The 13,687-nt window shown below is 60.5% G+C and carries 12 protein-coding genes; 1 reads left to right on the top strand and 11 read right to left on the bottom strand.

Translation table 11 applies throughout. From position 1 onward, the window contains the following. Positions 1-2: 2 nt before the first annotated feature. The 4 genes from AB1J88_RS27630 to zwf all read right to left on the bottom strand — a co-directional run bounded on the left by AB1J88_RS27630 (position 3) and on the right by zwf (position 3,858). Positions 3-728: an intradiol ring-cleavage dioxygenase gene (locus tag AB1J88_RS27630; protein WP_430292470.1), complete on the bottom strand. Its 726-nt coding sequence runs from the start codon at positions 726-728 to the stop codon at positions 3-5. Positions 729-1,008: 280 nt separating this feature from the next. Next, positions 1,009-1,674, bottom strand: coding sequence for a bifunctional 4-hydroxy-2-oxoglutarate aldolase/2-dehydro-3-deoxy-phosphogluconate aldolase (locus AB1J88_RS27625; RefSeq protein ID WP_007969324.1), 666 nt, complete (start codon positions 1,672-1,674; stop codon positions 1,009-1,011). Positions 1,675-1,691: 17 nt separating this feature from the next. Continuing rightward, a complete protein-coding gene (gene pgl, locus AB1J88_RS27620; protein WP_430292468.1) occupies positions 1,692-2,405 on the bottom strand; it encodes a 6-phosphogluconolactonase in 714 nt (237 codons plus the stop codon). Next, positions 2,392-3,858, bottom strand: coding sequence for a glucose-6-phosphate dehydrogenase (gene zwf, locus AB1J88_RS27615; protein ID WP_430292466.1), 1,467 nt, complete (start codon positions 3,856-3,858; stop codon positions 2,392-2,394). Before zwf ends, pgl begins: the two co-directional genes overlap by 14 nt. 226 nt (positions 3,859-4,084) lie before the next feature. On the opposite strand from zwf, the gene AB1J88_RS27610 reads away from it, so the two are divergent. Further along, complete coding sequence (locus tag AB1J88_RS27610; protein WP_169842436.1) at positions 4,085-4,945, top strand: MurR/RpiR family transcriptional regulator; 861 nt, start codon at positions 4,085-4,087, stop codon at positions 4,943-4,945. Between the two features lie 96 nt (positions 4,946-5,041). Here AB1J88_RS27610 and AB1J88_RS27605 read toward each other — a convergent pair whose 3' ends face one another. From AB1J88_RS27605 to AB1J88_RS27575, 7 genes are all read right to left on the bottom strand, one after another. Next, the gene (locus AB1J88_RS27605) at positions 5,042-5,896 is read right to left on the bottom strand and encodes a D-hexose-6-phosphate mutarotase (RefSeq protein WP_086791892.1); all 855 of its coding nucleotides are present in this window, start codon (positions 5,894-5,896) and stop codon (positions 5,042-5,044) included. Between the two features lie 302 nt (positions 5,897-6,198). Further along, entirely contained in the window at positions 6,199-7,548 is a 1,350-nt protein-coding gene (locus AB1J88_RS27600; RefSeq protein WP_108183589.1) for a carbohydrate porin, read from the bottom strand. Between the two features lie 224 nt (positions 7,549-7,772). Beyond that, a complete protein-coding gene (locus tag AB1J88_RS27595; RefSeq protein ID WP_430292464.1) occupies positions 7,773-8,933 on the bottom strand; it encodes an ABC transporter ATP-binding protein in 1,161 nt (386 codons plus the stop codon). 2 nt (positions 8,934-8,935) lie between these two features. Then, positions 8,936-9,781, bottom strand: coding sequence for a carbohydrate ABC transporter permease (locus AB1J88_RS27590; protein WP_007969317.1), 846 nt, complete (start codon positions 9,779-9,781; stop codon positions 8,936-8,938). After that, positions 9,774-10,682: a carbohydrate ABC transporter permease gene (locus AB1J88_RS27585; RefSeq protein WP_003227452.1), complete on the bottom strand. Its 909-nt coding sequence runs from the start codon at positions 10,680-10,682 to the stop codon at positions 9,774-9,776. The genes AB1J88_RS27590 and AB1J88_RS27585 overlap by 8 nt, the downstream gene beginning before the upstream one ends. Positions 10,683-10,835: 153 nt before the next feature. After that, positions 10,836-12,137 carry an ABC transporter substrate-binding protein gene (locus tag AB1J88_RS27580; protein ID WP_007969316.1) on the bottom strand — a complete coding sequence of 434 codons (1,302 nt, stop codon included), beginning with the start codon at positions 12,135-12,137 and terminating at the stop codon, positions 10,836-10,838. Between the two features lie 118 nt (positions 12,138-12,255). Beyond that, positions 12,256-13,515, bottom strand: a complete 1,260-nt coding sequence (locus AB1J88_RS27575) for an AGE family epimerase/isomerase (RefSeq protein ID WP_430292462.1) — start codon at positions 13,513-13,515, stop codon at positions 12,256-12,258. Positions 13,516-13,687: the final 172 nt, after the last annotated feature.

Genomic DNA, 13,687 nt, shown 5'->3' with positions numbered 1-13,687 from the left:
GTTCACACAGTGTACTTGTCGAAGTCCTCGGGCTTGATCTGCGACGAGGCGGCAAAGGTGTCGATGCCGATGGTCAGGTGGCCGAAAAAACCGTCCTCGTGCGATTCACGCCCGATCGGCCACACCGTCAAGGTTGAGCCCTCGCCGCCCATGTTGGCGTAGTAGCTGTCCTCGGCATTGTTCAACGGTGCAGAGGCCCGCCCGCGATAGTCCCGGGCATTGAGCACGGCGCGTGACACCACCTCGGGAAAATACAGCTGACCGACCCAGGCCACGTTGCGCTCATCCAGATATTCACTGCCGGTAACCATGCGCACGGCCACATGAATGTGCAGCGCCCGACCGGCATAGAACCCCGGATAGATGGTGGTGAAGCGCGCCCGTCCCTGCTGATCACAGAACTGGCTGCCGCGCAGGTAGGTGTCATCATCGGTACGCGGGATCGAGCCGATGGCATCGGTGTCGACCTCCCGATCCGGATTGATCCGGCTCCACCCCGAATAGGCGCCCCGCGCATTGCAGTGCCAGATATCCACCAGCGCGCCGCTCACCGGCTCGCCGGTCATCGCGTCGACGATCGTCAGGCGCAGCAGCAGTGGCAGGCCCTCGGCGCCCTCGCTGATATTGCGTCGCAGTAATTTGGGATTGCGGAAATACGGCCCGGCGATTTGCTCGGGCGCCAGTTGATACACCGGTTGGGGTGTTGCGGCTGAAATGTCTCGTTCCATGACGCGTTCTCTCTTCCATAAGATGAACGCAGATTAACGGCGCGCGCCGCTCTCGGTGCGGTAACTATGTATCGCAGCGTAACGGTGATACCGCACGCCCCCACTGTAGGAGCTGCCGCAGGCTGCGATCTTTTGATGTTGTTTTTTAAATCAAGATCAAAAGATCGCAGCCTGCGGCAGCTCCTACAGGGGTTGGATTTTCTTCGGGCAAAAAAAACGGTGCACCGACCAAGCGCACCGTAAAGCCGTAGAACACACAACGAAGTGTCAGGTAAAACGTTTAGTCCAGCAGTGCCAGGGCCTCGGCAGTGCATTCCTGAATGCGCGCCCAGTCGCCGTTCTTGATCCACTCCGGATCGAGCATCCAGCTGCCGCCCACGCACATGACGTTTTTCAGCGCCATGTAGCTCTTGATATTGGCCGGGCCGACGCCACCGGTCGGGCAGAATTTCACTTCACCGAACGGGCCGCCGAGGGCCTTGATCGCCGCCACGCCACCGCTGACTTCCGCCGGGAACAGCTTGAAGCGGCGATAGCCCAGGCCATAGCCTTCCATGATGCCGGAGGCGTTGCTGATGCCTGGCAGCAGCGGAATCGGGCTGTCGACGCTGGCTTCGAGCAGGTCACGGGTGATACCCGGGGTGACGATGAACTGCGAACCCGCCGCTTCAGCCGCCGCAAGCATGTTACGGTCGAGCACGGTGCCGGCGCCGGTCACCAGTTCCGGACGCTGCTCACGCAGGATCTGGATCGCCTTGAGGCCGAACTGCGATCGCAGGGTCACTTCCAGCGCCGTCAGACCACCCGCGGCCAGGGCGTCGGCCAGCGGCAGCACGTCCTGTTCACGGGCGATGGTGATCACCGGCAGGATCCGCGCCTTGGCGCAGAGGCTGTCGATCAGGGCAACTTTATCCGCCATGGAAACGGTCGGGGATGGGGTTGTCATAGCGGCTGTTCCTTGGCTCATGGGCACCAGTAGATCTCTAACGTAGGTTGCAGAAACGCGCGCACCGGCATGGCCGCGACGTCGTCGGATGCCAGTGCGGCATTCAGTGTGGTCAGTTTCGATTGACCGGAAATCGACAGAATCTTGTGCTTCGCCGAAGCCAGCAGCGCTCGGCTCATGGTCAGACGTTGACGCGGCACACTCGGCGCCAGCATTGGCCAGCAGCGACGGCTGCCGTCAGCCTGCAACGCTTGCGTCAGGTTCGGGCTGTCGGGGAACAGCGACGCGGTGTGACCGTCATCGCCCATGCCCAGCACCAGCACGTCGATCGGCGGCAATTTTGCAAGCAAGCGGTCGGCCTGCTCCGCAGCCTGCTCGACGTTGGCCGCCGCGCTGTAGAGGCTGAGGAACTGCGCCTTGGCAGCCGGTCCCTTGAGCAGGTACTGCTTGAGCAGACCGGCGTTGCTGTCGGCGTGTTCGACCGGTACCCAGCGCTCGTCGGCGAGGGTCACGACGACCTTCGACCAGTCCAACTCCTGCTTGGCCAGGTGCTGGAAAAACGCCACCGGACTGCGACCGCCAGAAACCACCAGCACCGCGTTGCCGCGTGCCGAAATGGCATCGCTCAGTTGCTTGGCAACATTCAGCGCCAGACCTTCGGCCAACAGCACCGGACTCTTGAACTGGTGAGCGTGGACGCCCGCAGGCAGTTTCACATCAGATATCGCCATACCACGACCTCCCGTCCCGCGTGATCAGTGCAATCGAGCTCATCGGCCCCCACGACCCGGCCGCATACGGCTTGGGCGCGTCACCGGATTTTTTCCAGCCGGCGATCAACTGGTCACACCACTTCCACGCGGCTTCGATTTCATCTTTACGGACAAACAGGTTCTGATTGCCGTTCATCACTTCCAGCAACAACCGCTCGTAGGCGTCGGGGATCCGCGCGCTGCGCCAGGTGTCGGAGAAATTCAGTTGCAGCGGGCCGCTGCGCAGTTGCATGCCCTTGTCCAGGCCTTGCTCCTTGGTCATCACCCGCAAGGAAATGCCTTCGTCCGGTTGTAGACGGATGATCAGTTTGTTGCTGATCTGCAGGCGCTGTTCCGGCGCAAAGATATAGTGCGACGGCTCCTTGAAGTGAATGACGATCTGCGACAGCTTCTGCGGCATGCGCTTGCCAGTCCGCAGGTAGAACGGCACGCCGGCCCAGCGCCAGTTGCGGATGTCGGCACGCAGGGCGACGAAGGTTTCGGTGTCGCTCTGGGTGTTGGAATTCGGCTCTTCGAGATAGCCCGGCACGGACTTGCCTTCGCTGTGCCCGGCGATGTACTGACCGCGCACCACTTGCGTGGTCAGGCCTTCCGGGCTGATGGGCGCCAGGGCCTTGAGTACCTTTACCTTTTCGTCACGGATGCTGTCGGCGGACAGGTCGGCCGGCGGGTCCATGGCGATCAGGCACAGCAGCTGCAACAGGTGATTCTGGATCATGTCGCGCAGCTGGCCGGCCTTGTCGAAGTATCCCCAACGGCCTTCGATACCGACCTTCTCGGCCACGGTGATTTCCACGTGGGAGATGTAATTCTGGTTCCACTGGGTTTCGAACAGGCTGTTGGCGAAACGCAGGGCGATCAGGTTCTGGACGGTCTCTTTGCCCAGGTAGTGGTCGATGCGATAGGTGCGGTTCTCCGGGAAGAACTGCGCCACGGCGTCGTTCACCTTGCGCGAGGATTCCAGATCGGAGCCGATCGGCTTTTCCAGGACCACGCGGGTGTTTTCTGCCAGACCGACTTTCGCCAGGTTCTCGCAGATCGCGCCGTACACCGCTGCCGGTGTGGCGAAGTAGGCAATCATGCGTTGCGCGCTGCCGGCCGCTTCGGCCAGCGCCACATAGTCTTCAGACTTGAGGAAGTCGACGTGCAGATAGCTCAGGCGCGCGAGAAAGCGCTCGGCCACCGCCTCGTCCAGCTCTTTGCCGACGTAACGGCGCAATTCGGCGGCGATAAACGCCAGGTGCTGCTGCTCGGAACCGGGTTCACGGGCCAGCGCAATAATGCGCGTGTTCTCGTGCAACAGGTCGGCGCCATCGAGGTGATAAAGGGCAGGAAACAGCTTGCGCAGGGCCAGATCGCCCAGAGCGCCGAACAAGGCAAAGGTGCACGGTTCAACCGTAATCGAAGGCATGATGTTTGTTCTTTTATCAAGTTAAGCTACAAATACCTTTTTTCAAGGCATCACTCAAGGGAAAATGTAGTAATAACCACAACATTTTCGCAAAATACAGATTCCGAGTGGTGGTCGGTCGGAGCCATCAGTAGGATAGGCCACCGTCACGGGCCACATCAAAGGCCCAATTTGCATAGCCCGGCGCACCTTTGCGCAGGTGAATTAGGAATTCCATATGGACCGCGTGCGAAATTTACTGGAACAGATCCAGAGTCGCCTTGAAGAGCTGAACAAGGCCGAACGCAAAGTCGCCGAGGTGATCCTGCTCAACCCACAGCAGGCCACCCGCTTCAGCATCGCCGCCCTCGCCCAGGCCGCATCGGTGAGCGAGCCGACGGTCAACCGTTTCTGCCGTTCGTTCGGTGTCAGCGGCTACCCTGAACTCAAGCTGCAACTGGCGCAAAGCCTGGCCAGTGGCGCGGCGTATGTCAGCCGCGCGGTGGAGGCCGATGACAATCCCGAGGCGTACACGCAGAAGATTTTCGGCAGCGCCATCGCCTCGCTGGACAGCGCTTGCCAGGCGCTCGATCCGAACCTGATCAGCCGCGCCGTCGACCTGTTGATCCAGGCGCGGCAGATCCACTTTTTCGGCCTCGGTGCTTCGGCTCCGGTGGCGCTGGATGCGCAACACAAGTTCTTCCGTTTCAACCTCGCCGTCACCGCGCACGCCGACGTGCTGATGCAGCGAATGATTGCGTCAGTGGCGCACACCGGCGAGCTGTTCGTGATCATTTCCTACACCGGGCGTACCCGCGAACTGGTGGAAGTGGCGCGCATCGCCCGGGAGAACGGCGCTTCGGTGTTGGGCCTGACCGCGGAGAATTCGCCGCTGGCCAAGGCCAGTACCCTGAGCCTGAATATTCCGCTGCCGGAAGACACCGACATCTATATGCCGATGACCTCACGGATCATTCAGTTGACAGTGCTGGATGTGTTGGCGACCGGCATGACCCTGCGTCGCGGGGTGGATTTCCAGCCGCATCTGCGCAAGATCAAGGAGAGCTTGAATGCCAGCCGGTATCCGGTGGGTGACGAGTTCAATTAGGACGCTTCGCGTAAAAGATCGCAGCCTTCGGCAGCTCCTACAGATGTGTACGCCACCTAAATGTAGGAGCTGCCGGAGGCTGCGATCTTTTGATTTTCAGGCAGCTGCCCACGCCTGCAAACTCAAATGCGCCTTCTCCCCCGGCGCCAGATGCAGGCTGTCGGTACCGCCCGCCGCCGCTTCGACACAGACAAACTCCGCCACTTCATCCCAGCTCACCCCCAGCAATGGTCGCGAGCCAGGATGCCAGACCACGGTGTCGCCGCTGTCACCGGTATCGATGCACAATTCGCGCTGCCAGGCGTGATCCTTGAGCTGCAATTCGCCGTCGTGCTGGAACACCCGCTGACAACCGCCCTCCACGCGCAGTTCGCCTTCCTGCTGGCAGGACTGGCGGCTCAACTGGTCATAACCCTGCGCCCCTTCGAGCCCGGACAGCGCTATCTCACCGACATCACCAATACGCCAGTAAGCATGCAAAGCCTGGCTCAACTGGCACGGCATGTCGTCCTGATGCTCGGTGCTCAGGCGTAATTCCATGCGTTCGCCCAAATGCGCGTGCAGGTCGACCTGCCAGTCGCACAGCTGCAATTGCCAATGCAGGCGCACGCCATCCTCGGCACTGCTGCTGTCGATCAGTTTCCAGTCGAGCAGTCGCGCCCAGCCATGGGACGGCCAGGCGTTTTCGCTCGGATGGCGGCCATACCATGGCCAGCACACCGGTACACCACCGCGAATGGCGCCCACATGCGGCCACTTCGCCGCGCACCACAACCACGGTTTCTGCCCGCGCGGCTGAAAGTGCAGCAACTGCGCGCCCTGGCGACTGAACACCGCCTGACACAGCGGATGGTCGATCACCAGCACATCGCGCATCTGATAGCGCTCCCAGGCAAACACCGGTCGTTCGCGCAGGGATTTGAAGAAGCGTTGCAGCGGATGCTCATGCATTGGCCACGGTCCTGAAAATCATGGGGGTACTCAATTACCTTTGTGCCCAGTGAGAGTGAACACTGTGGCGAGGGGATTTAGCGAAACGTCGCACCGCCCCGATGGGGCGCGGAGCGGCCCTGAACCAATTGCATACGGTATGTCAGGGTGAAAACGGTTGCAGGTCTGGGGTCGCTTCGCAACCCATCGGGGATAAATCCCCTCGCCACAGGTATTTCATTGGACGGCTATCGCAAAAAAAAGCGGACAGCCTGGGCTGTCCGCAAATATGCGCACATGGAGAGGAGCTTATCGCAGACGCGTCAGAACGTAGACTGAATTTTCAGGCCAGCGACCAAAGCGTTGTCCACGGCATCAACACCGCCCGGGTGAGTGATGTACTGCAGGTTAGGACGCACGGTCAGCCAGTTGGTGACGTGGAAGCCGTAGTTGATCTCGTAGTTGTATTCGGTTTCACGAATCGGCGAGAACACCGGATTGTCGTAATCCGAGACACCGTTGGAGGCATTCAGCAGTTCGGCGTTTTTCTTCACGTCATCGTTGACGTGGATACGCGCCGCGCCAATGCCGACGTCATCCTTCGGACGGGCGTCGAACGGGCCTTTGTAGACAAACATCACCGACTGGTAGTTATCGATGAAGTTGGTGTCCTTGTCGTGGAAGGTCGCGTTGGCGGCAATGTTCAGACCGCGGCTGGCATCACCGTTGTGGCTGGTGAGTTGCTGCTGCGCGACGAACCAGTAGCCGTGTTTGCTGCTGTGGGTCTTGTAGGCGTCGCCAGTGGTCGCTGCGTCGAAACCGTTGACGTCTTCACGCACGTCGCTGGCGTCAGCGGTGCTCTTGTAGTAACCGATGCGGTATTCGCCCGGCAGGCTGTTGACCTTCGGCGACCAGACCAGTTCGACTGGCAGAACAGTCCCTTTGGTGCCGCTGCCGCTGAGCTTGAAGCCGTTGCCGTGTTCCAGCTGCGACGGGTTCTGGTTGTATGCACCGATCTGCGCGTAGAGCTCGTCGTTGATGTTGTACTTCACGCGGATCGCGGCCTGGCTGACCGGCCAGTTGTACCAGATGTTGGTCGCCCAGTTACCCACTTGCGAGCCGCAGAACGCCAGGTTCTGGAAGTCGCACGGGAAGGTGTTGAAGTCTTCGCCTTCACCGAAATAACCGGCCTTGACGTCGAGCTTGTTGTCGAAGAACTGGTGCTGAATCCACAACTGGGTCAAGCGCACCATGTGGCCACGACCGTAGACTTCCTGCGAGGAAGACAAGGTGCCGGCACGCGGATCGCCAACGCGGTCGTTGGAGATGTTTTGCCCGTTACGGTTGGTCAACTGGATCTTGGCCTGAGTGTTGTCCCAGCCCCAGAGTTTTTGCAGGTCCAGCGCCACGCCCAGACCGAACTGATCGCTGTAGCGACCGGTCTTGTCGTCGTTGTAGCCGCCATGCAGGTTGGCACCCATTTCCCCAACGTAGTCGGCCTTGATGTCGATACCCTGCTCGATCAGCTTGGTCCGCTCGCCACCCCAGTCACCGGTCATCCATTTCGAATCGGAGCTGAACGCATCCGCAGCCATTGCATTGCCGGCCAGCACCAATGCCGCCGCAGCTGACACTTGGCAGATCAACCGGGCATTGACGTGTTTCTTTTTCATCCCTACATCCTCGTCTTTATTGTTATTAACTGTTTTTTTCCAACGCGGTTTACATAAATTGCGCTGGATTACAGGCAATCCAGCGCGTGCTCCTGTTTGGAATCCGATCCCTGTGGGAGCTGGCTTGCCAGCGATGGCGGTGATTCAGGCGACATCCATGTTGGATGTGCCGGCCCCATCGCTGGCAAGCCAGCTCCCACATGACCGCATTCCAGCATTGATCTTCAGCGCCCCTTGAACTGCGCGACGTTCGCCGACCGCGCTTCGGTCTGCGCCTGGCCCGCAACGCCCAGACGCTCGCCAGTCTTGGCATCGAACAACAACACTTTCGACGGATCGAATTGCAGGGTCAGGGTCTCGCCCACCTGCGGTGCCACGTCCGGCGCCAGGCGGCAGCAGACTTTGGTTTCATTCAGGTTGACGAACACCAGTGTGTCCGGACCGGTCGGCTCGGTGACCTGCACTTCGGCCTTGATGCTCGGCAGGCCATTGCCCTCGCCGTTCGCCAGCACGATCTGCTCCGGGCGCAGGCCGAGGATCACTTCGCGATCTTCCAGCCCTGCATCCTGCATGCTCATCGGCAACTCGCAACGCGCCTGACCGCTGTCGAGCAGCGCCAGCAGACGACCGTCCTTGCGTTGCAGACGCAGCGGAATGAAGTTCATCGGCGGCGAACCGATGAAGCTCGCCACGAACAGGTTGGCCGGATCGTTGTAGATCTCTTTCGGAGTGCCGAACTGCTGAATGATGCCGTCCTTCATCACCGCAACCTTGTCGCCCAGGGTCATTGCTTCGATCTGGTCGTGGGTCACGTAGACCGTGGTGGTTTTCAGACGCTGGTGCATCAGTTTCATTTCGGTACGCATCTCGACGCGCAGCTTGGCGTCGAGGTTGGACAGCGGTTCGTCGAACAGATAGATCTTCGGCCGACGCGCCAACGCACGGCCCATCGCCACACGCTGTTGCTGACCACCGGAGAGCTGGCCCGGCTTGCGGTTGAGCAGGTGTTCGATCTGCAGCAGCTTGGCCACGCGGGCGACTTCTTCGTCGATCGCCGCCTGGCTCATCTTGCGAATTTTCAGACCGAACTCGATGTTCTCGCGCACGCTCATGGTCGGGTACAGCGCGTAGGACTGGAACACCATGGCGATGTCGCGATCCTTCGGGCTCATGCCGCTGACGTCCTGGTCGCCGATCATGATCGCGCCACCGGTGATGGTCTCCAGGCCGGCGATGCAGTTCATCAGGGTCGACTTGCCGCAGCCCGACGGGCCGACCAGGATCAGGAACTCACCGTCCTTGATCGACAGTTCGATGTTCTTCAGGGTGTCCGGCAGGCCGGCACCGTAGGTCTTGTTGACGTTGCGAAGTTCGAGCGTTGCCATGATTACCCCTTGACTGCGCCGGCCGTCAGCCCGCGCACGAAATACTTGCCTGCGACCACATAGACCAGCAGGGTCGGCAGCCCGGCGATCATCGCCGCTGCCATATCAACGTTGTATTCCTTGGCCCCGGTGCTGGTGTTGACCAGGTTGTTCAGCGCCACCGTGATCGGTTGCGAATCACCGCTGGAGAACACCACACCGAACAGGAAGTCGTTCCAGATCTGGGTGAACTGCCAGATCAGGCAGACCATGATGATCGGGGTCGACATCGGCAGAATGATCTGCCGAAAGATCGTGAAGAAACCCGCGCCATCCAGCCGTGCTGCCTTGATCAGCGCATCGGGAATGCTCACGTAGTAGTTACGGAAGAACAGCGTGGTGAACGCCAGACCATAGACCACGTGCACGAACACCAGGCCGGTGGTGGTGCTCGCCAGGCCCATCTTGCCGAGGGTGAACGAGGCCGGCAGCAGCACGGTCTGGAACGGCAGGAAGCAACCGAACAGCAGCAGACCGAAGAACAGCTGCGAACCACGGAAGCGCCAGAACGACAGCACGTAACCGTTCAACGCGCCAATGGCAGTGGAGATGACCACGGCCGGCACGGTGATCTTGATCGAGTTCCAGAAGTAACCGTCAACCGTGGCCCAGGCCTTGACCCAGCCGATGCCGCTGACCACGGTCGGCCAACTGAGCAGGTTGCCGGTGCTGATGTCTTCCGGGGTCTTGAAACTGGTCAGCAGCATCACCACCAGCGGAATCAGGTACAGCAGGACCGCGAGGATCAGCACCGCGTAGATCGCCACACGACTGAGGCTGAACGCGGGTTTGGCAGCGAGACTAGTCATGACGCTTGGTCCTCAGCTCGGAGTACAGGTAAGGCACGATGATCGCGAGAATCGCACCGAGCATCAGAATCGCACTGGCCGAGCCCATGCCCATCTGGCCGCGACTGAAGGTGAAGGAGTACATGAACATCGCCGGCAGGTCGGAGGAATAACCCGGACCACCCGCCGTCATCGCCGCGACCAGGTCGAAGCTCTTGATCGCGATGTGGGCGAGGATCATCACCGCACTGAAGAACACCGGACGCAGGCTTGGCAGTACGACTTTCCAGTAGATGGTCGGCATGCTCGCACCGTCGATCTGTGCGGCACGGATGATCGACTGATCAACTCCGCGCAGGCCGGCGAGGAACATCGCCATGATGAAGCCCGAGGCTTGCCACACAGCGGCGATCACCAGGCAATACACCACACGATCCGGGTCGATCAGCCAGTCCAGACGGAAGCCTTCCCAGCCCCAGTCACGCAACAATTTGTCCAGGCCCATGCCCGGGTTGAGCAGCCATTTCCACGCGGTACCGGTGACGATCATCGAGAGCGCCATCGGGTACAGGTAAATGGTGCGGATAAAGCCTTCGCGACGGATGCGCTGGTCGAGGAACACCGCCAGCAGCACGCCGATCACCAGGGTGATGCCGATGAACATGCCACCGAACACCGCGAGGTTCTTGCTCGCTACCCACCAGCGGTCGTTGTCGAACAGCCGGGCGTATTGCGCCAGACCGGCCCACTTGTAGTTGGGCAGGAACGTCGAGGTGGTGAACGACAGCACGAACGTCCACAGGATGTAGCCATAGAAGCCCACCAGTACGATGAACATGCTCGGCGCCAACACCAGTTTCGGTAGCCAGCGCTGCAGTGCATCGAACGGCGAGGCTTTGCTGAACACAGCAACAGAACTCATGGGGAAATCCAGTACGAGGGTAGAAAATTCACACGCTTTCCCCTTGTGGGAGCGAGCTTGCTCGCGAAGGCATCCTGTCAGTTGATATTTCGATTGCCTGACACTCCGCTTTCGCGAGCAAGCTCGCTCCCACAGGGGCTGCGGTGCTGATGCTTATTTGGCCGACTGAACCGCCGCACCCAGTTTCTTGGCCGCATCGGCCGGGTCGGCTTTCGGGTCGTTGATGTAGTTGGTCACGACATCAAAGAACGCGCCCTGCACCGCCAGCGTGGTCGCCATGTTGTGCGCCATGCTCGGCTGCAGGCCACCGGACTTGGCGTCAGCCAGGAAATCCTTGGCAGCGGTCTGCGCGCAGGAGTCGAAACCGAGTTTGTCCATGTTGTTCAACATGTCGTTACGTACCGGGATCGAGCCTTTGTTGATGCTGAAGACTTTCTGGAAGTTTTCACCCAGCACGACTTTGGCGATGTCCTGCTGACCGGCCGCAGTGCCTTTGTCTTTCTGCTTGAACACCGCCAGGGAGTCGATGTTGTAGGTGAACGCCTTGTCGGTGCCCGGGAAGGCTACGCACTCGTAATCCTTGCCGGCGACTTTCTTGGCGGCGGTCCATTCGGACTTGGCCCAGTCACCCATGATCTGCATGCCGGCCTTGCCGTTGATGACCTTGGCCGCTTCCAGGTTCCAGTCCTGACCCTTGCCGTCGGCGTCCATGTAGGTCGCGACTTTCTTCAGCTCGGTCAGCGCCTTGACCATTTCCGGGCCGGTCAGCGCCTTGTTGTCCAGATCGACCAGGGCTTTCTTGTAGCCATCAACGCCCATGACCGAGAGCACCACGGCTTCGAACACGGTGCTGTCCTGCCAAGGCTGACCGCCGTGAGCCAGCGGGATGAAGCCCGCAGCCTTGAGCTTGTCGCCGGCGGCGTAGAATTCTTCGAGGGTGGTCGGGTTCTTGGTGATGCCGGCTTTCTTGAACACTTCCGGGTTGATCCACAGCCAGTTCACGCGGTGAATGTTCACCGGTACGGCCACGTAATCACCGTCGTACTTCACGGTATCGGAGACTTTCTTGTCGAGCAGGCTGTCCCACTTCTCTTCTTTGGCCACATCCTTCAGGACGTCGGTGTCGAGCAGACCGGTGGAGGCCCATTCCTGGATGTCCGGGCCTTTGATCTGGGCCACGCCCGGTGGGTTGCCGGCCACGGCGCGGCTCTTCAGCACGGTCATGGCCGTGGCACCACCACCGCCGGCGACAGCGCCGTCTTTCCAGGTGAAACCGTCTTTTTCAACTTGCGCCTTGAGCACATCGACAGCGGCTTTTTCGCCACCGGACGTCCACCAGTGCACGACTTCGACCGAACCTTTGGATTCGGCAGCGGACACACTGAGAGGCAGAATTGCGAGCGGGAACAGGGAGGCGACAGAAATGACAGTAGCGAGGCGAGAAATCGCATTCATCTGAGATGTACCTTTCTTGTTGTTATGCATGCAAGTCTGGTGCTTGCGCTGCACAGGAGTTTAAACAGGGCGATTCCCTTCGCAGGTAACGAAGGGACGCGCAAATGTCACCACATGGTTACACAGGAACAGCCCGGGATATTTGCGCCAGAGCGGTTGCCATACTCGGTGACAAGGGTAGACGAGGGATCAACACCGCTTGCCACGCGTGGTAGAGATCGGGTTTGCCCGGCCAGATATCGGCGCTCGGACGGTTTTGCGGATCGAGTTCGTGATGCCAACTGCCATCGCAGCGATCAATGAAATGGCCTTCACAGAATTCCCAGAACAGCCGGTACCAGGTTTCGTATTGCGCATCACCGGTGCGTTTGAGCAAGGCGCTGGCAGCCGCGCTGGCTTCAGCATGGGTCCAGTGCAAGCGATGACGCACCACGGCTTTGTTGTCCCAGTCGAGGGTGTAAACGATCCCCGGCGCGCCATCGACGTCCCAGCCGTTGCAGCAGTTCTGCTCAAAGAGTTTTTGCGCGTCGGTCGCCAGCCAGCCGGGCGTAAGCATCCCGGCCTGGACCCGCGCCGCTTCGAGGTGCAGCAGCAGCCGCGCCCACTCGAAACCGTGGCCCGGGGTGGTGCCGTAAGGGCGGAAGCCGTCAGCGGGGTTGTCGTGGTTGTACTCGCGCAGCGGTTGCCAGTCGCGGTCGAAGTGCTCGATGACCATGTAGCCGTTGGCGGCGGCGTGACCGTGAATCACCCGCTCGACGATGCGTTGCGCGCGCACCAGCCAGCGCGGGTCTTCAGTGACATCGGCCAGCGCGAGGAACGCTTCGGTGGCGTGCATGTTGCTGTTGGCGCCGCGGTACGCCTCTTCTTCGCGCCAGTCGCGATTGAAGAATTCGCGCATGGCGCCTTCTTCTTCGCTCCAGAAATACGTGTCGATGATGTCGATCGCATCATCCAGCAGCGCCTGGGCGCCGGGACGTTGCGCGACCACCGCCGAGCTGGCCGCGAGCGCAACAAAGGCATGCAGATAGGCGTTCTTGCCGGTGTTGCCGTCGCGATGTTCGGCGACCGCAAACCAGCCGCCGTGCAGCGCATCTCGCAACGGGCCGCGCAGGGCCGCGATGCCGTGATCGACCAGCTCCGCGAACCCCGGCAAGCCCTGAATATGGGCCATGGCGAAACTGTGGGTCATGCGCGCGGTGTTCATGGTTTCAGCTTGCGCGTTCGCCGGCAGATGGCCGCGCTCGTCGAGGTTGCCGAAACCTTCGGGCAGTTTTGCCGCTTTGGCGAACGCCAACAGGCGCAGGCCCTCGTCGGCGAGCCATTGCTGGTGGGCAGGGGCATTCAGCCAACTGCTGAAGCCTGGGTGGAAAAGATCCATGAGTGGCCCTTTTTTTGTTGTTATGACTGCGGGCAGTCTAAACAACGGGCCGGGATGGGCTTGTAACGAAGGGGACGGGGTTTGTCACCAAGCCGTGACATTAGAAAAGCAAAGTCAAAAGATCGCAGCCTTCGGCAGCTCCTACAGAGTACGGTGTAGGAGCTGCCGAAGG

This window comes from Pseudomonas sp. S8 (assembly GCF_050473925.1).
GTDB lineage: Bacteria > Pseudomonadota > Gammaproteobacteria > Pseudomonadales > Pseudomonadaceae > Aquipseudomonas > Aquipseudomonas parakoreensis.
The sequence above is the reverse complement of the archived record's forward strand: the minus strand, read 5'-3'. Positions and strand labels throughout refer to the sequence as shown.

Coding starts and splice junctions, on each gene's coding strand:
- AB1J88_RS27590 (WP_007969317.1), bottom strand. CDS start 9,781: ATGACTAGTCTCGCTGCCAAACCCGCGTTCAGCCTCAGTCGTGTGGCG.
- zwf (WP_430292466.1), bottom strand. CDS start 3,858: ATGCCTTCGATTACGGTTGAACCGTGCACCTTTGCCTTGTTCGGCGCT.
- AB1J88_RS27605 (WP_086791892.1), bottom strand. CDS start 5,896: ATGCATGAGCATCCGCTGCAACGCTTCTTCAAATCCCTGCGCGAACGA.
- AB1J88_RS27625 (WP_007969324.1), bottom strand. CDS start 1,674: ATGACAACCCCATCCCCGACCGTTTCCATGGCGGATAAAGTTGCCCTG.
- AB1J88_RS27630 (WP_430292470.1), bottom strand. CDS start 728: ATGGAACGAGACATTTCAGCCGCAACACCCCAACCGGTGTATCAACTG.
- pgl (WP_430292468.1), bottom strand. CDS start 2,405: ATGGCGATATCTGATGTGAAACTGCCTGCGGGCGTCCACGCTCACCAG.
- AB1J88_RS27600 (WP_108183589.1), bottom strand. CDS start 7,548: ATGAAAAAGAAACACGTCAATGCCCGGTTGATCTGCCAAGTGTCAGCT.
- AB1J88_RS27585 (WP_003227452.1), bottom strand. CDS start 10,682: ATGAGTTCTGTTGCTGTGTTCAGCAAAGCCTCGCCGTTCGATGCACTG.
- AB1J88_RS27580 (WP_007969316.1), bottom strand. CDS start 12,137: ATGAATGCGATTTCTCGCCTCGCTACTGTCATTTCTGTCGCCTCCCTG.
- AB1J88_RS27575 (WP_430292462.1), bottom strand. CDS start 13,515: ATGGATCTTTTCCACCCAGGCTTCAGCAGTTGGCTGAATGCCCCTGCC.
- AB1J88_RS27595 (WP_430292464.1), bottom strand. CDS start 8,933: ATGGCAACGCTCGAACTTCGCAACGTCAACAAGACCTACGGTGCCGGC.